Here is an 18,283-nt window from a genome sequence, read left to right as displayed (position 1 = left end):
CAACGAACGGCCGGTCGGGACGGCGCTAGACAACCATCGACCACCGACACCGGTTCCGCAATCCGCCGAGGGGATGACTCCCCCGGCCCGCGGCCGCCGGGACGCGCGGAGGACGCGCAGGAGACGTGTCGGCGGCGGCTCCTACACTTCCAGGATGCGCATCGCCACCTGGAACGTGAACTCCATCCGGGCCCGCACCGGCCGCGTCGTCGACTGGCTCGTGCGCGAGGACGTGGACGTCCTCGCCATGCAGGAGCTCAAGTGCAAGCCCGAGCAGTTCCCGCACGAGGCCTTCGCCGACGCCGGCTACCACGTCGAGATGGTCGGGCTCAGCCAGTGGAACGGCGTCGGCATCGCCTCGCGCCTGCCGATGGACGACGTGCAGATCGGCTTCCCGGGCATGCCCGGCTTCGCGAAGGAGGCGGCGGCCGACGGCTCCTTCCCGCTCGAGGCCCGCGCGATCGGCGCCACGGTCGACGGCGTGCGCGTCTGGAGCCTCTACGTCCCGAACGGCCGCGCGGTCGACGACCCGCACTACCTCTACAAGCTCGAGTGGCTCGCGGCCCTCGAGGCGAGCACCCGCGAGTGGCTGGCCGCCGAGCCCGACCTGCCGCTCGCTCTGGTCGGCGACTGGAACGTCGCGCCGCTCGACAGCGACGTGGGCGACCCGAGCCTCGGCCCCGGATCCACGCACGTCTCGATCCCCGAGCGCGCCGCCTTCGCCGCCTTCGAGGACGCGGGCCTGCGCGACGTCGTCCGCCCGCTCGTGCCCGAGGGCTACACCTACTGGGACTACAAGCAGCTCCGCTTCCCGCGCAACGAGGGGCTGCGGATCGACTTCGTGCTCGGCTCCCCCGCGTTCGGCGAGCTCGTCACCGGCGCCTCGATCCACCGCGACGAGCGCAAGGGCGACGCCCCGAGCGACCACGTCCCGGTGGTGGTCGACCTCGACCTCGAGACGACCCTCGACGACGACCGCCCGATGATCTTCTGAGCATGGCCTCGTCGAAGAAGAAGCGCGCGCGGGCCCAGGCCGCCTCGGCCGGCGCCTCCCGCCCCGCCGCCCGACCCGCGACGGCACGCCCTGCGACCGCCCGCCCCGCGACCGCCCGTCCCGGAGCCGCGCACGACGAGTTCCGGTCCGACGCCTACCGCTCGGTGGGCGAGATCATCGCCGCCGGGAAGCCGCGCCGGCGCCGCTGGGACCTCGTGCTCTCGATCCTCGGCTGCCTCGCCCTCGGCCTGCTGACGATCGTGCTCGGCTACCTCGCCGCGATCCTCTCGGTCTTCCCCGCGCAGTGCGAGGGCCAGAACTTCGCCTGCGACTTCGACCGGATCGACTGGGGCGTCTCGATCGCGCTGATCGGGCCGCCCGCGCTGACGCTGATCGCCGTGGCCGTGACGGTCGTGCGCTACCTCGTGGGCCGTCGCGCGTTCCTCGTGCCGGTCATCGGGTTCGTGCTCTGCATCGCCACCGCGTTCCTCGCCTCCTCGCTCGTGACGAGCTCGATCCCCGGGTCGGCGCTGGTCTAGCACCGACCCGGGGGCGCGTCAGCGGTCGGGCGGGCGGCGCTGGTCCAGCACCGACCGGGGGCGCGTCAGCGGTCGGCGCGGTCAGCGCTGGTCCAGCACCGACCCGGGGCGCCGACCGCCGGCGAGGTCAGCCGCAGGCGGGCTCGTCGTTCAGCGTCACCGCGGTGGGGTTGATCATCGGGGTCACCCGCACGGCCTGGTCTCCGAAGCCGGAGGCGTCGCCGGCGCTGAACTGCACGTCGAACGTCTCGGACTGGCCGGGCGAGAGCTGCACGGCGACCTTCGAGACGGGACGGCCGAGGTCGTCGAGGCTCTCGGGTCCGTAGCCGGTGCCGTCGGCCCAGGCCGCGCTCGACACCGTGGTCCCGGGAGGGCCGTAGACGTAGATGTTGGTGACGAAGTCGCCCAGGGGGTACGCACCGCGCCCGCCGGCCGCGGCGACGTAGCCGGGCAGCGTCCGAGCGACCGCCTTCGAGATCGTGTTGGTCACGGTGACGGAGGTGGTGAAGACCGCGCCCGAGGCGGCGCACCGGCCCGCGCTCGACTGCGTGACCGCCGTGCTCAGGTAGTAGTCCATCTTCGAGCCGCCCGAGGCGTCCTGGAAGAACACTCCGGTGGTCGTGCCGTCGGTCGTCGTCTGCGGCAGGACCCCCGCGATCGGCGTGGGCGCGAGGAGCGCCTGCTCGTCGGCGTCGGAGCTGTAGGCGAGGATGCGGCTCTCGTCGACCGCCTTCACGATCGCCGGGAGCATCTTCGTCGGCTCCATCTCCCCGCCGAGGATCTTGCCCAGGACCGTCGCGCTCGCCTCCGAGAAGAACTCGTCGGTGCGCTCGGCCACGACCGACTCCGGGTAGCGGAAGTAGACCTCGTTGAGCAGGGTCGAGACGGTGTTCTCGCTCGTGAGGACCGTGCCGTCGGTGAGGGTCACGGGCCCGGTCGAGCCGAGGAGGTAGGAGAGGGCGACGGGGTCGATCGCGAGGACGCCGTCGATCCTCTGCTCGGGGAACTTCTGCGCCCAGAACTGCGAGGCGATCGAGGCGGCCGTCGGGAAGTCGGGGCGGCTGGTCGAGACGTTGAAGGTCGTCGCCATGTTCTCGCCGATGGTGTCGAGCGCGCTCTGGTCGACGGTGACGGGCGCCAGACCGCGGAAGTCGCCGCTGCCCAGCTGACGGCCGATCGAGATCGCGCCGCCGTCGACGTCGAGCTGCATCACCGACGACGCGCCGCCGCCCAGAGCCTGCGACTCCGCCAGGTTCTGGAACATCACCAGGTAGTGGCGTGGACCGGACGCTCCGAGGGAGTCGGGGAGGATCGCGGTGAGCGGCTCGACCTGCTCCATCGCCGCGGTCGCGGTGGCCAGCTGCGGAGTGAAGGAGTCGAGGGCCGAGGCGACCTGCGGCACCAGCGGGCCGCGGTCGATGCCCTCGACGCGGGTCTGCGCCGCGTCGACGACCTCCTTGGCGACGGTGATCTTCTGCGACAGCTCGGTGATCGCCGCGAGGTCGACCCTGCCGTCGACGGGCTTGAGGATGTCGAGCGAGGTCGTGGAGAGCGGCGTGACGATCCGGCCGGAGACGTCGTCGGCGATCTCGGTCGCGGCGCGGACCGCGGACAGGTTCGGCCCGAGGACGGGCACCACCTCCATCACCCGCCACACCGGGTCCTCGGTCTCGTCGCGCGCCTCGCCGGTGAGGGTCGCGATCCGGCCCGCGGTCTCCTCCGCCCCGGAGGTGTCGAACGTCGTCAGCCTGTCCGTCACCTGCGACACCAGCGGGATCGCCTCGGTCAGCTTGTCGCGGACGGTCATCGCCTTGTCGTAGGTGCGCACGCCGAGGAGCACCGCGACGACGGCGCCGATCAGCAGGACCAGGAGGACGATCAGCGTGATCCAGAGGCCGCGACGGCGGCGCGGCCTGCCGCGGGCGGAGCGGTCGGCGGACGTGGTGGTGCTCATTCGAGAGAGCCTAAGCGACGGTCGGCGGAGTGCGACCGGGCCCGCGCCACCGGCCCCGTCCCAGGACGAGGGACACGCGACGCGGATGCGCGGGCCGTCCGGCGCCTCCGCCGGGCCCGAGCGGGAGCCGGGGATGCTGCTCCGCTCAGCCCAGCAGGAGGGACACCCCGATGAGCACGGGCACCGCGGCGACCGTGGTCACGAGGGCCGTGTCGCGGGCGACGGCGACGCCCCGGTCGTAGCGCGAGGCGAAGGTGAAGATGTTCTGCGCGGTCGGCAGCGCGGCGGTCACCGTCACCACGAAGAGGTGCTCGGAGTCGAGGTGGAACGCGAAGCGCCCCAGCAGCAGCGCGACCGCCGGCATCACCAGCGACTTGAGCACGGAGGCGACGACCACCTCGACCCGCGCCGGCCCCGCCTCCAGCGGCCGCTGCCCGCGCAGCGACATCCCGAAGGCGATCAGCACCAGCGGGATCGACGCGTTGCCGATGATCGAGAACGGCTGCAGCACGGGCGCGGGCAGCTCGACGCCGGTGAGGGCGACGACGAGGCCGAGGGCGGAGGCGATGATCATCGGGTTCCGCAGCGGCTGCGTGAGGATCGCGCCGACCGAGGTCCGCCCGCTCGTCGAGACGTCGAGCAGCGTCAGGATCGTCGGCGCGAGGACGATCAGCTGCAGGAGGAGCGTCGGGGCCACCCACTGCGGATCGCCCAGCACGTAGATGGCGACCGGCAGCCCGATGTTGTTGGCGTTGACGTAGGAGGAGGCCGCGGTCCCGATCACCGTCTCCGGCAGCGGGCGGGGGAAGAGCAGCCGCGAGGCCAGCACGTAGAGCAGGGCGACGGTCAGCACCGTCAGGAGCGAGACGAGCAGGAACGAGGAGAAGAGGACGGAGACGTCGGCCCGCGACAGCACGGTGAACAGCAGCGCCGGCGTCGTGACGAAGAAGGCGATCCGCGACAGGATCAGCCGGCTCTCGGGCGGGACGATCCGGAACCGCGCGATCAGGTAGCCGACCGCGATGACGACCCCGATGATCGAGAAGCCGGTGAGCACGCCCTCCACGCCGCCGCCTCCCCGCCGCGGCCCGTCCGCTGTCGCGCCTCCACCCTAGGCAGTGGCCGGGCGTTGCAGCGCCGGCGGGACGCGCCTACGGTGTGCGGCATGCCGCATCTCGAGGTCCCCGGCGCGAGCCTCTACTGGGAGGCGGACGGCCACGCCTCCGCGCCCGCCCTGCTGCTCGTGCACGCGGGCATCGCCGACCTGCGGATGTGGGACCCGCTCGTCCCCGACCTCTCGCGCGACCGGCTGGTGGTCCGCTACGACGTCCGCGGCGCGGGCGGAACGAGCACGGAGGACGTGGAGTACGACCCGCGCCGGGACGCCCTGGACGTGCTCGACCACCTCGGGGTCGAGCGCGCGGTGGTCGTCGGCTGCTCGCGGGGCGGGACGCTCGCGCTCGACCTGGCGCTCGAGCATCCGGAGCGGGTGACTGGCCTGGTCGTGATCGCGCCGGGCCTGGCGGGCTTCGACTACCCCGCGCTGACGGCGGAGGAGGAGCGGCGCTTCGGGGAGGTCGAGGCGCTGGAGCTCGCGGGCGAGCGGGAGGCCGCGGCGATCGTCGAGGCGGAGCTCTGGGCCGTGGGTCCCGACCGCTCCGCGGACGACGTGGGTCCGGAGTTCCTCGCGCGGGTCCGGGAGCTCGCGCTCACGGGCGTCGGCCACGAGGCGGAGGCCCCCCGCCCGATCGATCCCTCCGGGCCGGCGGGCGAGCGGCTCGGGGAGATCGCCGTGCCGACCCTCGTCGTGGCGGGCGCGCACGACCTCTCCGAGTCGCTGCCGGTCTGCGAGCACCTCGCCGCCGAGGTGGGCGGTGCCGAGCTGCACGTGCTCGAGGACGCGGCGCACCTGCCCGGCCTCGAGCACCCCGAGGAGTTCCTCGCGGTGCTGCGGCCGTGGCTGGAGCGCCACGGGATCTGATCAGGCCACGGCGGCCAGGTCGAACGCCCAGTCCACGTAGAGCTCCGGCGGTTCGCCCTGCTCGACGAGGTCGATCCGGTCGAAGCCGGCCTCGACGCAGGTCGCGCCCGCGTCCAGGTCGCTCTCCGCCACGAAGGCGTGCACGAAGCGGGGCACGGGGAACGCCGCCGCCTCCTCGAGCAGCATCCGCACGGAGGCCGCGGTGATGCCGCGGGCGTGCGGAGCAATGCTCCACGCCGCCTCGTAGGCGACGACGCCGCGCGAGCAGCCGTACCAATAGCCGATGGAGCCGACGGAGAGTCCGTCCAGCTCGACCACGTAGAAGAACGCGTCGCCGTCCGCCCAACCGCGCAGGTAGCGGTCGTGGCGCACGAGGATCTCGCTCTCGCTCTCGAGTCCGCCGCCCGCGTGCGCGAGGGTGTCGCGCAGGACGGAGGCGTCCGCCTGCGGCCAGGGGAGCAGGCGGAGGTTCTCGGGGTGGTGGTCGATGCTGGCTGTTCTCTGGTCGCTTCCGGGTTCGGGTCCCGTCACGCGCTCCGATCCTCTCTCTCAGGATGGCTCGCCGATCGAGCGCGCCGCCAGGGTGTTCGGCGCGCCTGTCCGATCGGATGTCTCCGCACTCGGGATGCGGACACGGTGTCGCCCCATTTTCGACCCGATCAGGGGAGGGAAACGGAAGCGGTGAGGAATCTAGCCCCGGACGGGGGGTGGCACCTGCACAACACCTGGGCAGCCGCTGACCGCGGGGCCTCCGAGGGGCGGCGGAGACGTGCGCCCGCCCCCGCGAGATCGCCGCTTCGCTCCGCTGAGACGCAAGAAAAGCGCGCGCACGAGCCCATACGCTCGGAGTCGGAGCGCGTTCCGCTCCTGCAGCCCCGTATCACCAGCGTGAGGAGGATCACCATGTCGCAAGCCGTGCAGAGCACCGTCGTCGGAGAACCCGAGGTCGTCGAGGACCGCGTGGAGGAGTCCGCCGCCTGGCTCGACCTGAAGGCGGCCGCCGCCGGGCTGCAGCCGCTCCAGTCCCAGGACGGCTCGCTCGCCGATCCCGAGCGGCTCGAGGAGGCGCGCACCCTCGTCGAGCGGATCGTCGCCGGCGTCCGCACCCTCGCCCCCGCGTTCCCGCACGACGCCGCGTACCTCGACGCGCTGGTCGTCGACCTCGAGCGCTGGAGCGCCGGCGGACTCGGCCTGCCCGACTTCCTCGACTCGCTCACCGCGTTCCAGCCGCAGCTCGAGCGCGTCGACGGCCGCCGCCACCTCGTCGTCTTCCCCATGTACACCCAGAACGGCAGCCGCGACCGCCACGTCGAGGCCGTCCTCGTCGAGGTCGTCTGGCCGCGGTTCGTCGCCGAGCTGGAGGCGGGCGACTACTCCAACGCCCTCTTCGTGCCCGTGCGCTTCGTCGACTTCACCGCCGGCTACGACACCGACAGCGCTGTGCTGTTCCCCGAGACGGTCGCGATGCGCTCCGTCCCGTCCTTCACCTGGGGCGCGATCTTCGCCGACCGCGAGGCGGCCCGGTTCCGCCGCGTCGTCACGGAGGCGGCCCGGATCACCCGTCTCGAGCTCCCGGAGGACGCGCAGCGCCTGGTGGCCGACCAGCGCCTGGCGGAGGAGTCCTTCGTGATGTGGGACCTCATCCACGACCGCACCCACATGCGCGGCGACCTGCCGTTCGACCCGTTCATGATCAAGCAGCGGATGCCCTTCTTCCTCTACTCGCTGGAGGAGCTGCGGTGCGACCTCACCGCCTTCCGCGAGGCCGTCGCCATCGAGCGCCGCCTCGGCGCGCTCGACCGCCGCGACGACGAGGAGGAGGCGCTGGCCGAGCGCTCGCGCTTCGTGCAGTACGCGATCCTGTTCGACCGGCTCTTCCGCTTCCCGCTCACCGGGTCGCGGGTGCGCAACTACGACGGCCTCGGCGGCCAGCTGCTCTTCGCCTGGCTGCACCAGCACGGCGTCCTGCACTGGACCGACACCCGGCTGGCGTTCGAGTGGGACGGCGTCGCCGACGTGGTCGTCGCCCTCTCGGACGCGATCGACGAGCTCTACTGGCGCTCGATCGACCGGCCGAAGACGGCGCACTGGCTGGCCGCGCACGAGCTGATCGCGGCCACTCTCGCTCCGCACCCCGCCTCCGCCTGGGCCCGCGGGCTCCCGGACGAGGTGCTGCTCGGCGCCCCGCGCGGGCTCACCGACGCGGTGCTGGACGACGAGTTCCCGCTGTCGATGTTCTACGAGGCCCTCGGGAAGAAGATGGGCGACGTCATCGCCTCGACCCGGGGCATCACCGGCCGGGACTGACGTCGCGCCCGGGAGGTGGCGGGGTGCGCTCCTCCGCCTCCCGGGGCCCCGTCCGACCGGCGTCGGTTAGCGTGGGGCGCATGCCCTCAGGTGACGGAGCCGCGGACCCGCTCGACGCGGGCTGGATCCGGCGAGCGCCGAGCCGGGCCGGATACGTGCGCGATGCGGTCACCGCGGGGATCCTGCTGGTGGCGACGATCGTCTCCGTCGCGCTGTACTCCTCGGCGGGCTTCCCGGACGCGGCGCACCCCGTCGTCAGCGCCCACTGGGCCGTCCTGATGACCCTTCCCCTCGCGCTGCGCCGCCGGTTCCCCGCGAGCGTGGCGGCCGGGCTCTCCGTCGTCTACGCGCTCGGGATCGTGCTCCAGGTGCCGGAGTCGCTCTTCGGCCAGATCTGCCTGTTCCTCGCGCTCTACACGGTCGGCGCGTGGGGCCGGAACCGGCGCACGGCGCTCGTCGTCCGAGTGGCGATCGCGGTCGGGATGCTGGGCTGGCTGCTCACCACCCTCGCCACGGGCGAGTACTTCGGCAGCTCCGTGCCGGTCGACGACTCCCCCGGCCTGCTCTCGCCCTACGCGGCGGAGTCGGCCCTCGCGGTCGTGTCGAACCTGCTCTACTTCGGCAGCGCCTACGTCTTCGGCGAGGCGTCGTGGCAGTCGGCCCGCCGGCTGGAGGCGCTCGAGACGCGCACGGCCGAGCTCGACGACGAGCGGGAGCGCTCCTCGCGGCAGGCCGTGTCCTCCGAGCGGCTGCGGATCGCGCGCGAGCTGCACGACGTGGTCGCGCACCACGTCAGCGTGATGGGCGTGCAGGCGGGAGCGGCGCGGCGGGTGCTGGCGCGGGATCCGGAGCGGGCGGCGGCATCGCTCAGCGCCATCGAGGGCGACGCGCGCTCGGCGATCGAGGAGCTGCACCGCATCCTGGTCGCGCTGCGCGCCGAGGACGCGGTCCCGAATCCGCTCACCGACGCCGCGTCCACCCGCGGGGTGGCCCAGCTCGAGGAGCTGGTCGCGGCGTCCAGCGGGTCGGGCCTGCCCACCGTCTTCCTCACCCTCGGCACGCCCCGCGAGATCCCCGCGACGGTGGGGCTCAGCCTCTACCGCATCGCGCAGGAGTCGCTCACGAACGTCCGCAAGCACGCGGGGCGCGGCGCGCACGCCGAGGTGCGCCTCCGCTACGCCCCCGACGCGGTCGAGCTCGAGATCGCCGACGACGGCGGGTCCGGCCCGCACCCGAGCGCTCCCGCCTCCTGCGGACTGGGGCACACCGGCATGAGCGAGCGCGCGGCCGCGGTCGGCGGCTGGATCGAGATGGGGCCGAGGGGCGGAGGCTACCTCGTGCACGCCCGGGTGCCGCTGTCCCCCGTCCGGGCGAGCGTGCCGGACGCCGACGACCCGGTACCGTCGTCGGAGACGTCGCGGGGGCGTCAGGAGCGAGCGAGCGGGGGCCGCCCATGACCGAGCACGTGCGCGTGCTGCTCGTCGACGACCAGGAGCTCGTCCGCGTGGGCTTCCGCATCATCCTCGAGTCGGAGCCGGGGATCGGGGTGGTCGGCGAGGCCCGCACCGGGCTCGAGGCCCTGCAGCGCGCCTCCGAGCTGCGCCCCGACGTGATCTGCATGGACGTGCAGATGCCCGGGCTCGACGGCCTGGCCGCGACCCGCGAGATCGTGGCCGACCCGCGCCTGTGCTCGCGGGTGCTCATCCTCACCACCTTCGACCGCGACGACTACCTCTTCGAGGCGCTCTCGGCCGGCGCCAGCGGGTTCCTGCTCAAGAACGCGTCGCCGGAGGAGCTGGTCGAGGCCGTGCAGGTGGTCGCCCGCGGCGACGCGATGCTCGCCCCCGACGTCACCCGGCGCGTGATCGAGCGGTTCGCGTCCGTGCCCGAGCGCACGCCGACCGCCGCCGACCACCCCGGAGTGGCCGATCTGACGGACCGCGAGCGGGAGGTGCTCGTGCACCTGGCGCGGGGCTGGTCGAACGCCGAGATCGCGGCCGAGCTGTTCGTGGGCGAGGCGACCGTGAAGACGCACGTCTCGAAGATCCTGATGAAGCTCGGCGTGCGCGACCGGATCCAGGCGGTCGTGTTCGCCTACGAGCACGGGATCGCGGTGCCGGGGCGCCCCTGAGCGGTCGGCCGGGCGGTCAGCGCCGGGGCTGGCTCGAGGCCGGGCGCGGCGGGGTGCGGCGGACGAACTCCATCCGGATCTCCGGCACGATCTTCCGGTCGAGCACGACCGTCATGTAGCGGCCGTCGACGCGGGCGCCGATCGCGACCACGTCCGGATCGGTGTCCACGCGGTAGCCGCGCAGCGCCTCCCCGTCCACGATCACCGGGACGCCCCGCACGACGTCCTCGTCGCGGAGGGCGGCGGCGACCACCGGCATCCCGCCGCGGCGGCTGCGCACGCGGCCCGGGAAGGTGTTGCGGAGCACGTCGCCCATGTGGGCCGCGAGGCGAGACTCCAGGGGCCGGCTGCGCTCGGCGGGGATCGGCACGGAGGTGCGGACCGCCTCCCAGAGCACCGGGTACCGCATCCGCGTCACCTGGTCGACCATCCACGGCGGCAGGTGGTCGTTCTCGGCGCGCTCGATCGCGCGCTTCTGCTCGGGGGTCAGCGGGACGTGGTTGACGGGGTCGGCGCGGTTGCGCGGGTTCTTGTAGAACGAGTACGAGAGCGAGATCTCGACGAAGCGGCCGAGCGCCATCGTCTGCGCCGCGGCGAACTCCTCCAGCCTCGGCTGGGGCGCGAACGCGAGGACGGGATCGCCGAAGCGAGCCGCGATCTCGTCCACCCCGGGAGGGGCGGGCATGTCGCGGACAGCTCCCGTCGTGTCCATGCGCATACGTCAAGAGTGGCCTGCCTCCCAGCCGATACCAACTTCTTGACGGAGATCGGCTTTCGGGTCGTCGTCCTTTCACCTGCCCGAAACATGCGGGAGGCAGGAGGGGTGTCTCGGCGGGCGCCTCCGGGGCTCCTCCGGGCGGCGGGCTGCGAAGATGGAGGGATGAGCGCTCTGCACGATCCCGACGTCCGCGGCTTCGCCTCCGACAACTACTCCGGAGTGCACGACGAGGTCCTGGCCGCGATCGCCGCGGCCAACGGAGCGCACCAGATCGCCTACGGCGAGGACGTCTACACCGAGCGCCTGCAGGAGGCGTTCCGCCGCGAGTTCGGCGAGCAGGCCCAGGCCTTCCCCGTCTTCAACGGCACGGGCGCCAACGTCACCGGCCTGCAGTCGATGCTGCCGCGGTGGGGCGCCGTCGTCTCGGCGGGCACCGCGCACATCACCTCCGACGAGGGCGGAGCGCCGGAAAAGGTCGGCGGGATCAAGATCCTCACGGTCCCCACGCCCGACGGCAAGCTGACCCCGGCGCTGGTCGACCAGGAGGCGTGGGGCTTCGGCGACGAGCACCGCGCCCAGCCGCTCGTGGTCTCGATCACCCAGTCCTCCGAGCTCGGCACCGTCTACACCCCGGAGGAGGTGCGCGCGCTCGCCGACCACGCGCACGGCCTCGGCATGCGGCTGCACATGGACGGGGCGCGCATCGCGAACGCCGCGGCCGCCCTCGGCCTGCCCCTGCGCTCCTTCACGACCGACGCAGGCGTCGACGTGCTCTCGTTCGGCGGCACCAAGAACGGCATCCTGCTCGGCGAGGCGATCGTCGTGCTCGACCCGGCGGCCTCGACCGGGCTGACCTTCCTCCGCAAGACCAACATGCAGCTGTCCTCCAAGATGCGCTTCATCTCGGCGCAGCTGCTCGCCCTGCTCGGCGACGGCGGCGAGGAGGAGCCCCTGTGGCTCCGCTCGGCCCGGCACGCGAACGCCATGGCGGCGCGCCTGCGCTCGGGGCTCGAGGAGGCGATCGCCGCCTGCCGGATCACCGGGCTCGAGTTCACGCAGCAGACCCAGGCCAACGCGGTGTTCGCGACGCTGCCGCCCGGAGTCGCGGACCGGCTCCGCGCCGCCTACCGCTTCTACGACTGGAACCCGGCGACCGGCGAGGTCCGCTGGGTCTGCTCCTTCGACACGACGGAGGACGACATCGACGCGTTCACGGCCGCGATCCAGCGCGAGCTGGCCGCGTGAGGGCCCGCCTCCCGCGCCAGGCGACGGTCGGCGCCGCGCTCGCCGTTCTCGTCGCGCTGACGGGCTGCACGTCGGCCGAGCGCTCGGACGTCGCGGCCACCCCGTCGGCGTCCGAGACCGCCGCTCCGACTCCGTCCGCGACTCCGACTCCCTCCGCGACTCCGACGCCCTCGCCCACGGCCTCGACCCGCCTGGGCTGCGACTCCCTCCTCCCCGCCACACGGGCGGCCTCGGCGCTGGGGGTCTCCCGCAGCGCTCTCGAGGGCAGCCGCGAGGTGACGACGCGCTCCTCGGGCGAGCTGATCCGCGAGGCCGCGGAGGAGAACGGCGGAGTGCTCCGCTGCGCCTGGTACGACGAGGACGCCTCGATCACCGCGGCCGCGGTCGACGACGCCGCCGAGGCCTTCGCCGGCCGTCCGGGCCCGCGCCTCGAGACCGCCGTCGAGGCCTACGGCTCCTGCACCGACGGCAGCTGCGACCTGGACCTGCTCGCCGGCGCCACCTGGGTGACGCTGCAGCTGCGCGGCGCCCCCGCGGCCGTCGACCTCGCCGCGCTGGCGACCGGCACCGCCTCCGCCGCGCTCGGCACCCTCGACGAGCCGGTCACCGCGACGGCGCCCGTCTGCACCGAGGTCCTGACGGCCGAGCAGCTGTCCGGTGCCGCCGGTCTCGCGCAGGCGACCGCGGGGACGGGGACCGGGACGCCGACCACCGCGTCGGCCGCTGCCGCCGCCCGGGCCGGGTACGCCTCCTGCAGCTGGAGCGACGCCTCCAGCGCCGCCTACTCGGGCGTGACGGTCGACGCGCTCCCGAACGGCGACGACGGCTGGCGGAACCTCTCGCTGACCTCTGGCCTGGCGATCCCGCTCGAGCCGCTCGACGGCTTCGGCGAGAAGGCCCTCACCGGCTGCGCGGCGGGCGTCTGCGAGATCGACGCGCTCGCCGACGACGTGTGGTGGCGCGTGACCGTCACCGGCGACGCGGCGAAGGCCGAGGCCGTCGCCCGCGCCGTGCTCGCGAACGCCTGACCCGGGCACCCCGTTCCTCCTCCGCGAGCGGGTCAGCGCCAGTACTCGTACCAGGACGACTCGCGGCAGCCGAGGGACGCGTAGAGGCGGCGCGCGCCGACGTTCTCGGCGAGCACCTGGAGCCAGAAGCGCGCGACGCCCCGGCCGGACGCGTCCTCGAGGAGGGCGCGGATCACGGCGGAGGCGAGCCCGCGGCGCCGGGCGTCCGGCCGGGTCGCCAGCGCGAAGAGGCCGCCCCAGAGCTCGCCGTCCGGCGCCGTGACGAGCGCGAGGCGGCCGGTCGCGGCCGGGCCGTCCCCGTCGACGGCGAGAGCGTAGGAGGAAGGGCAGCCCGCGAGGATGCGCTCGGCGACCGCACGCTCCTCCGCGCCACCGCGCCCGTCCACCGACCACCAGAGGGCGAGCCAGTCCTCGTCGGGAGCCAGAGCGAGCCGGACGCGAGGCCGCGGCGCGGATATCGGCGGCGCGGATATCGGCGGCGCGGATACCGACGGCGCGGACCCCGACGTCGTGGGCAGGGCGGCGAGCGCCTCCTGCACCGAACCCGTCAGCACGAGCGTCCGGTCGATCGGCGCGGCGCCCCGCTCGGCGAGCAGCCCGGTCAGACCGGCGGGGCTCGGCGGCCCGATCTGCACGAGGGGCGCGAACCCGTGCTCGCGGGCGAACGCCTCCGCCGCGTCGAGCGCCGCCTCCTGGTCGACGACGTCGCCGGACGCGAGCACCGAGTTCGCGCGCTTGGTGACTCCTGCGGAGGCGCGCAGCTCCCACGCGCCGAGGGGGCGCCGCACGAGCGCGGGCCAGGCGTCGGCGGCGAGGCGGTCGAGCAGGCGCGGATCCATCGGGCCACGGTAGCGGGAGCGGCGCCGGAGCCCCGCGGACGCCCCCGGAGACGGCTCCGGCCCGCAGGATCCGCCGCGGACGAGCCGAGCGGGATCCTGCGGGCCGGAGGCCGTGGAGGGACGAGCCCTACATGTTGATCATGTGCCCCTTGAGGCCGTGGAAGCCCTCCTGCAGCGCCTCCGACAGCGTCGGGTGGGTGTGCACGTTGCGGGCCAGCTCGGTCGCGGTGAGGTCCCACTTCTGGGCGAGCGTGAGCTCGGGGAGCAGCTCCGAGACGTCCGGGCCGATCATGTGGGCGCCGAGGAGCTCGCCGTACTTCTTGCTCGCGATGAGCTTCACGAAGCCGGTGGGCTCGCCGAGGCCGTGGGCCTTGCCGTTCGCCATGAAGGGGAAGGTCGAGACGGTGATCTCGTGTCCCTCGTCCGTCGCCTGCTTCTCGGTGAGGCCGAAGGAGGCGATCTGCGGCTGGCAGAACGTCGCGCGCGGCATCATCCGGTAGTCGCCCAGGGTCTGGGTCTCGGCACCGGCGAGGGTCTCGGCGGCGACGACGCCCTGCGCCTCCGCGACGTGCGCGAGCTGGAGCTTCGCGGTGACGTCGCCGATGGCGTAGATGTGCGGCACGTTGGTGCGCATGTGGTCGTCGATCGCGATCGCGCCGCGCTCGGTGAGCTCGACGCCCGTCTTCTCGAGGCCGAAGCCCTCGGTGCGGGGGACCCAGCCGATGGACATGAGCACCTTGTCGACCTCGAGGGTCGACTGCGTGCCGTCCTTCGCGGTGTAGGTGACCGTGACGTAGCCGTCCTTGTCGACGACCGACTCGACCTTGGTCGAGGTCAGGATCTCGACGCCGAGCTTCTTGTACTGCTTCTGGATCTCCTTGGAGACGTCCGGGTCCTCGTTGGGGAGGGCGCGGTCCATGAACTCGATGATCGTCACGTCGACGCCGTAGTTCTTGAGGACGTAGGCGAACTCCATGCCGATCGCGCCCGCGCCCACGATGGCCATCGTGTCGGGGAGCTCGCGGGTCATGATCTGGGTCTCGTAGGTGACGACGTTCTCGGAGAGCTCGACGCCGGGGAGGAGGCGGACGCTCGCGCCGGTCGCGATGATCGCGTCGTCGAAGGTCAGCGACTCCGTGCCGCCCTTGCTCAGCTGCACGTCGAGGCCCTGCGGGCCGGTGAAGGAGCCGACGCCGTCGAACTCGGCGATCTTGTTCTTCTTCATCAGGAAGTGGACGCCCTTGGTGCGGCCGTCCGCGACCGAGCGGCTGCGGTCGAACGCCGCGCCGAAGTCGAACGAGACGTCGCCCGAGATGCCGAACTGCTTCGCCTGGGTGTGGAAGAGGTGGGCGAGCTCCGCGTTGCGCAGCAGCGCCTTGGACGGGATGCAGCCGACGTTGAGGCAGACACCGCCCCAGTACTGCTTCTCGACGACGGCGACGGACTTGCCGAGCTGGGCGGCGCGGATCGCGGCCACGTATCCGCCGGGGCCTGCCCCCAGGACGACGACGTCGAAGTGCTGGGCCATGGATGATCCTCCAGAGTCGTGGATGGTGGTGCGCGGGGTGACCACGCCGTCTCCCACCGTACCGTTCCGGGGCTCGGAGGCGGCCCGCTCCTCCGTGGGCGAACGCGCGCGCGGGCGCCTGCCGTGCGCGCGAGGGAATGCCCGCGGGGCGGGCACGGTTGGGCTCCACGGGCGACGGAGCCCCTCCCCCAGTCCCCCGCACGGAAGAAGCCCCGCGATGTCCGCCACCGCCTCCCGCACCGCCAGCACCAGCGCCCCGATCCTCGACGTCCTCGCGGAGCGCTGGAGCCCCCGCTCCTACGACGCGACCGCGACCGTCTCCGACGAGACCCTCGCGTCCCTCCTCGAGGCCGCGCGCTGGTCCCCGTCCGCCAGCAACTCGCAGCCGTGGCGCTTCATCGTCGCCCGCCGCGGAACCGACGAGTTCGACCGCATCGTCTCGACCCTCGCCGGCTTCAACGGCGCCTGGGCCGGCTCCGCCGCCGTCCTGGTCGTCGCGCTCGCCGAGACCGTCGACTCCGAGGGGAAGCCGCGCCCCTGGGCCGTCTACGACCTCGGCCAGTCGATCGCCCACCTCAGCGTCCAGGCGCACCACGAGGGCCTGCACGTGCACCAGATGGCCGGCTTCGACAAGGACGCCGTCCGCGCCGCGTTCGGCGTCGACGAGCGCTTCGACCCGGTGACGATCGCCGCGGTGGGAGTCGCGGCCGACGCCGACGCGCTGGCGAACGAGACCCTCCGCGAGCGCGAGACCGCGCCGCGCACCCGCCTGCCCCTCGAGGAGCTCGTGCTCGTCCAGGCGTAGCCCTCCGGCGGAAGGCCTCCCCCGTCCGCGGACCGGGGAGGCCTTCCGCGTCCCACCCCCTGTGTTACTCCCCGTGTCGGTCCCCGCTGTGCCGCCGGGAGCCTCTCCGTACGATCGGACGATCCGCCCGCCCGTCCCGCTGCCCGGAGAGACATGCCCGCCACCCCCGCCGCCCGCACGAGCCTGGCCTTCGACGCCGAGCTCGGCCAGTCGGCGTTCCCCGTGCGCTTCGAGGGGGTCGGCCGCACCTTCGCGCCCGGGTCCCCCGTGCTGACGGACGTGACGCTCGAGGCCGCCGCGGGCGAGGTCATCGCGATCCTCGGCCCGAGCGGCTGCGGCAAGTCGACGCTGCTGCGCATCGCGGCGGGCCTGGACACCGCCTCCGAGGGGTCCGTCCTCATCGACGGCGCCCCCGTCTCCGGCATCGACCCGCGCTGCGCGGTGGCGTTCCAGGAGCCGCGGCTGCTGCCCTGGCGGAGCATCGCCGACAACGTCGCGCTCGGCCTGCCGCGCGGCACCCCGCGCCCGGCGGCCCGCGCCGCCGTCGACGAGCTGCTCTCGCTGGTCGGCCTCACCGCGCACGCCCGCTCGCGGCCCCGCGAGGTGTCCGGAGGCATGGCCCAGCGCGCCTCCCTCGCCCGCGCCCTCGCCCGGAACCCCGGCGTGCTCCTCCTGGACGAGCCCTTCGGGGCGCTCGACGCGCTGACCCGCCTGCGGATGCAGGACCTGCTGCTCGACGTGCACGCGGCGGCTCCGGCGACGATCCTGCTCGTCACCCACGACGTCGACGAGGCCCTCCAGCTGGCCGACCGCATCGTGCTCCTCGGGCGCGACGAGCCCGGAGGCGTCTCGCGCATCCAGCGGATCGTCACCGTCCCCGGAGCGCGGCCGCGCGACCGCGGCTCGGCGGAGCTCGCCGAGCACCGGGCCGAGCTCCTCGCGGGGCTGGGCATCGAGCGGCACTGACCCCGGGCGGATCGACCCGCATCCCTCCACCCGGGCGGCACGGTCCGGGCGGCACGACCTCCCTCCCCAGCCGCCTCCTCCTCCCGCTCTCCACCGCACGAGCACCTCCCCGCACCGCCCCTCCCCTGCAGCGTCCACACTCGCTGTCACCGCATCCCCGAAGCCGAGGCCCCCATGTCGTTCACCAGCTCCCCGCTCACCCGCCGCACCGCTCTCGCCGGTCTGCTCACCGCCGCCGCCGTCCCGCTCCTCGCGGGCTGCGTGCAGGGCGAGGGCGGAGGAGGAGCGGCGGCCGCGACCGCCGACGCCGCCTCCGGAGGAACTCAGGGCGGCACGCTCACGCTCGACTTCGCGACGTACAACCCGCTGAGCCTGGTCATCAAGGAGAAGGGCTGGCTCGAGGCCGCCCTCGCCGAGCAGCAGGTCACCGTCGCCTGGGTGCAGTCGGCCGGCTCCAACAAGGCCAACGAGGCCCTGCGCGCCGGAGCGATCGACGTCGGCTCCACCGCCGGCTCCGCCGCGCTGCTCGCCCGCTCGAACGGCTCGCCGATCAAGACGATCGACATCTTCTCGCAGCCGGAGTGGTCGGCCCTCGTCGTCCCCGCCGGCTCGGCGATCACGTCGGTCGAGCAGCTCAAGGGCAAGCAGATCGCGGCCACCAAGGGCACCGACCCGTACTTCTTCCTGGTGCAGGCGCTCGAGGCCGCCGGGCTGGGCATCGGCGACGTGACGGTGCAGAACCTGCAGCACGCCGACGGCTGGGCGGCGCTGCAGAACGGCTCCGTCGACGCCTGGGCGGGCCTGGACCCGATCATGGCCGGCGCCGAGGCGGCCGGGGCGACCCTGCTCTACCGCAACGTCGACTTCAACTCCTACGGTCTGCTCAACGCGACCGAGAGCTTCCTCGCCGAGAAGCCGGACCTCGCGCAGACCGTCGTGAACGCGTACGAGCACGCCCGCGCCTGGGCGCTCGAGAACCAGGACGAGACGGCGAGCATCCTCGCCTCCGTCGCCGGCCTCGACGTGGCGGTGGCGACGACGGTCATCACCGAGCGCAGCAACCTCGACGTCGACAACGTCCCCGGCTCCGCGCAGACCGACGTGCTCGCCGTGATCGGCCCGATCTTCGTCGAGAACGGCGACGTCGCCTCGCAGCAGCAGGTCGACGACGCGCTCGACTCGCTGCTCGACGACACCTACGCCTCGGCGGCCGACCCGAGCGCCATCGGCGCCTGAGGGTCCGGCCCT

At 73.5% G+C, this 18,283-nt stretch carries 17 protein-coding genes; 11 read left to right on the top strand and 6 right to left on the bottom strand.

Going from position 1 to position 18,283, the window contains the following annotated elements:
• Positions 1-154: 154 nt before the first annotated feature.
• Positions 155-994 (top strand): exodeoxyribonuclease III, encoded by an 840-nt coding sequence (locus tag C5C56_RS07845; protein ID WP_104225726.1) that lies wholly within the window; start codon positions 155-157, stop codon positions 992-994.
• Positions 995-996: 2 nt separating this feature from the next.
• Positions 997-1,533 (top strand): hypothetical protein, encoded by a 537-nt coding sequence (locus C5C56_RS07840; protein ID WP_104225727.1) that lies wholly within the window; start codon positions 997-999, stop codon positions 1,531-1,533.
• A 127-nt stretch (positions 1,534-1,660) separates the two neighbouring features.
• Here the strand turns inward: C5C56_RS07840 and C5C56_RS07835 are convergent, their stop codons facing one another.
• Entirely contained in the window at positions 1,661-3,487 is a 1,827-nt protein-coding gene (locus tag C5C56_RS07835; protein WP_104247973.1) for a DUF4012 domain-containing protein, read from the bottom strand.
• A gap of 145 nt (positions 3,488-3,632) precedes the next feature.
• Positions 3,633-4,553 carry an AEC family transporter gene (locus C5C56_RS07830; protein ID WP_104222809.1) on the bottom strand — a complete coding sequence of 307 codons (921 nt, stop codon included), beginning with the start codon at positions 4,551-4,553 and terminating at the stop codon, positions 3,633-3,635.
• 99 nt (positions 4,554-4,652) lie between these two features.
• Between C5C56_RS07830 and C5C56_RS07825 the strand changes: the two genes are divergently transcribed.
• On the top strand, positions 4,653-5,468 hold the full coding sequence (locus C5C56_RS07825; protein WP_104319349.1) for an alpha/beta fold hydrolase: 816 nt from the start codon (positions 4,653-4,655) through the stop codon (positions 5,466-5,468).
• On the opposite strand, the gene C5C56_RS07820 is transcribed toward C5C56_RS07825, so the two are convergent.
• The gene (locus C5C56_RS07820) at positions 5,469-5,999 is read right to left on the bottom strand and encodes a hypothetical protein (RefSeq protein ID WP_104222811.1); all 531 of its coding nucleotides are present in this window, start codon (positions 5,997-5,999) and stop codon (positions 5,469-5,471) included. It abuts the gene before it with no gap.
• 372 nt (positions 6,000-6,371) lie between these two features.
• Between C5C56_RS07820 and C5C56_RS07815 the strand changes: the two genes are divergently transcribed.
• The 3 genes from C5C56_RS07815 to C5C56_RS07805 all read left to right on the top strand — a co-directional run bounded on the left by C5C56_RS07815 (position 6,372) and on the right by C5C56_RS07805 (position 9,906).
• Entirely contained in the window at positions 6,372-7,775 is a 1,404-nt protein-coding gene (locus C5C56_RS07815) for a DUF6421 family protein (RefSeq protein ID WP_104319348.1), read from the top strand.
• Between the two features lie 80 nt (positions 7,776-7,855).
• The gene (locus C5C56_RS07810) at positions 7,856-9,232 is read left to right on the top strand and encodes a sensor histidine kinase (RefSeq protein ID WP_104260958.1); all 1,377 of its coding nucleotides are present in this window, start codon (positions 7,856-7,858) and stop codon (positions 9,230-9,232) included.
• On the top strand, positions 9,229-9,906 hold the full coding sequence (locus C5C56_RS07805; protein WP_104319347.1) for a response regulator transcription factor: 678 nt from the start codon (positions 9,229-9,231) through the stop codon (positions 9,904-9,906). Before C5C56_RS07810 ends, C5C56_RS07805 begins: the two co-directional genes overlap by 4 nt.
• Before the next feature lie 16 nt (positions 9,907-9,922).
• Here C5C56_RS07805 and C5C56_RS07800 read toward each other — a convergent pair whose 3' ends face one another.
• Positions 9,923-10,618 carry a hypothetical protein gene (locus C5C56_RS07800; protein ID WP_104239200.1) on the bottom strand — a complete coding sequence of 232 codons (696 nt, stop codon included), beginning with the start codon at positions 10,616-10,618 and terminating at the stop codon, positions 9,923-9,925.
• 168 nt (positions 10,619-10,786) lie between these two features.
• Here C5C56_RS07800 and C5C56_RS07795 point away from each other — a divergent pair, with 168 nt between their 5' ends.
• Both C5C56_RS07795 and C5C56_RS07790 read left to right on the top strand, forming a co-directional pair.
• Entirely contained in the window at positions 10,787-11,869 is a 1,083-nt protein-coding gene (locus C5C56_RS07795; RefSeq protein ID WP_104319346.1) for a low specificity L-threonine aldolase, read from the top strand.
• On the top strand, positions 11,866-12,897 hold the full coding sequence (locus C5C56_RS07790; protein ID WP_104319345.1) for a hypothetical protein: 1,032 nt from the start codon (positions 11,866-11,868) through the stop codon (positions 12,895-12,897). Before C5C56_RS07795 ends, C5C56_RS07790 begins: the two co-directional genes overlap by 4 nt.
• A 32-nt stretch (positions 12,898-12,929) precedes the next feature.
• On the opposite strand, the gene C5C56_RS07785 is transcribed toward C5C56_RS07790, so the two are convergent.
• On the bottom strand, positions 12,930-13,736 hold the full coding sequence (locus C5C56_RS07785) for a GNAT family N-acetyltransferase (RefSeq protein ID WP_104319344.1): 807 nt from the start codon (positions 13,734-13,736) through the stop codon (positions 12,930-12,932).
• 127 nt (positions 13,737-13,863) lie between these two features.
• Positions 13,864-15,264 carry a dihydrolipoyl dehydrogenase gene (gene lpdA / locus C5C56_RS07780; protein WP_104222818.1) on the bottom strand — a complete coding sequence of 467 codons (1,401 nt, stop codon included), beginning with the start codon at positions 15,262-15,264 and terminating at the stop codon, positions 13,864-13,866.
• Between the two features lie 217 nt (positions 15,265-15,481).
• Here lpdA and C5C56_RS07775 point away from each other — a divergent pair, with 217 nt between their 5' ends.
• The 3 genes from C5C56_RS07775 (at position 15,482) to C5C56_RS07765 (ending at position 18,271) form a co-directional block, all read left to right on the top strand.
• The gene (locus tag C5C56_RS07775) at positions 15,482-16,069 is read left to right on the top strand and encodes a nitroreductase family protein (protein WP_104260960.1); all 588 of its coding nucleotides are present in this window, start codon (positions 15,482-15,484) and stop codon (positions 16,067-16,069) included.
• A 153-nt stretch (positions 16,070-16,222) separates the two neighbouring features.
• Positions 16,223-17,035, top strand: coding sequence for an ABC transporter ATP-binding protein (locus tag C5C56_RS07770; protein WP_104222820.1), 813 nt, complete (start codon positions 16,223-16,225; stop codon positions 17,033-17,035).
• Positions 17,036-17,209: 174 nt separating this feature from the next.
• On the top strand, positions 17,210-18,271 hold the full coding sequence (locus C5C56_RS07765; RefSeq protein ID WP_104269041.1) for an aliphatic sulfonate ABC transporter substrate-binding protein: 1,062 nt from the start codon (positions 17,210-17,212) through the stop codon (positions 18,269-18,271).
• Positions 18,272-18,283 lie beyond the last annotated feature (12 nt).

The sequence above is a fragment of the Rathayibacter sp. AY1D1 genome (genome assembly GCF_002932635.1).
In the GTDB taxonomy this organism is placed as follows: Bacteria; Actinomycetota; Actinomycetes; order Actinomycetales; family Microbacteriaceae; genus Rathayibacter.
The sequence above is the reverse complement of the archived record's forward strand: the minus strand, read 5'-3'. Positions and strand labels throughout refer to the sequence as shown.

Excerpts from the sequence above, each read along its gene's own strand:
- C5C56_RS07795 (WP_104319346.1), top strand. The coding sequence starts at position 10,787 with ATGAGCGCTCTGCACGATCCCGACGTCCGCGGCTTCGCCTCCGACAAC.
- lpdA (WP_104222818.1), bottom strand. The coding sequence starts at position 15,264 with ATGGCCCAGCACTTCGACGTCGTCGTCCTGGGGGCAGGCCCCGGCGGA.
- C5C56_RS07825 (WP_104319349.1), top strand. The coding sequence starts at position 4,653 with ATGCCGCATCTCGAGGTCCCCGGCGCGAGCCTCTACTGGGAGGCGGAC.
- C5C56_RS07810 (WP_104260958.1), top strand. The coding sequence starts at position 7,856 with ATGCCCTCAGGTGACGGAGCCGCGGACCCGCTCGACGCGGGCTGGATC.
- C5C56_RS07815 (WP_104319348.1), top strand. The coding sequence starts at position 6,372 with ATGTCGCAAGCCGTGCAGAGCACCGTCGTCGGAGAACCCGAGGTCGTC.
- C5C56_RS07845 (WP_104225726.1), top strand. The coding sequence starts at position 155 with ATGCGCATCGCCACCTGGAACGTGAACTCCATCCGGGCCCGCACCGGC.
- C5C56_RS07765 (WP_104269041.1), top strand. The coding sequence starts at position 17,210 with ATGTCGTTCACCAGCTCCCCGCTCACCCGCCGCACCGCTCTCGCCGGT.
- C5C56_RS07770 (WP_104222820.1), top strand. The coding sequence starts at position 16,223 with ATGCCCGCCACCCCCGCCGCCCGCACGAGCCTGGCCTTCGACGCCGAG.
- C5C56_RS07775 (WP_104260960.1), top strand. The coding sequence starts at position 15,482 with ATGTCCGCCACCGCCTCCCGCACCGCCAGCACCAGCGCCCCGATCCTC.
- C5C56_RS07785 (WP_104319344.1), bottom strand. The coding sequence starts at position 13,736 with ATGGATCCGCGCCTGCTCGACCGCCTCGCCGCCGACGCCTGGCCCGCG.
- C5C56_RS07805 (WP_104319347.1), top strand. The coding sequence starts at position 9,229 with ATGACCGAGCACGTGCGCGTGCTGCTCGTCGACGACCAGGAGCTCGTC.
- C5C56_RS07840 (WP_104225727.1), top strand. The coding sequence starts at position 997 with ATGGCCTCGTCGAAGAAGAAGCGCGCGCGGGCCCAGGCCGCCTCGGCC.
- C5C56_RS07800 (WP_104239200.1), bottom strand. The coding sequence starts at position 10,618 with ATGGACACGACGGGAGCTGTCCGCGACATGCCCGCCCCTCCCGGGGTG.
- C5C56_RS07835 (WP_104247973.1), bottom strand. The coding sequence starts at position 3,487 with ATGAGCACCACCACGTCCGCCGACCGCTCCGCCCGCGGCAGGCCGCGC.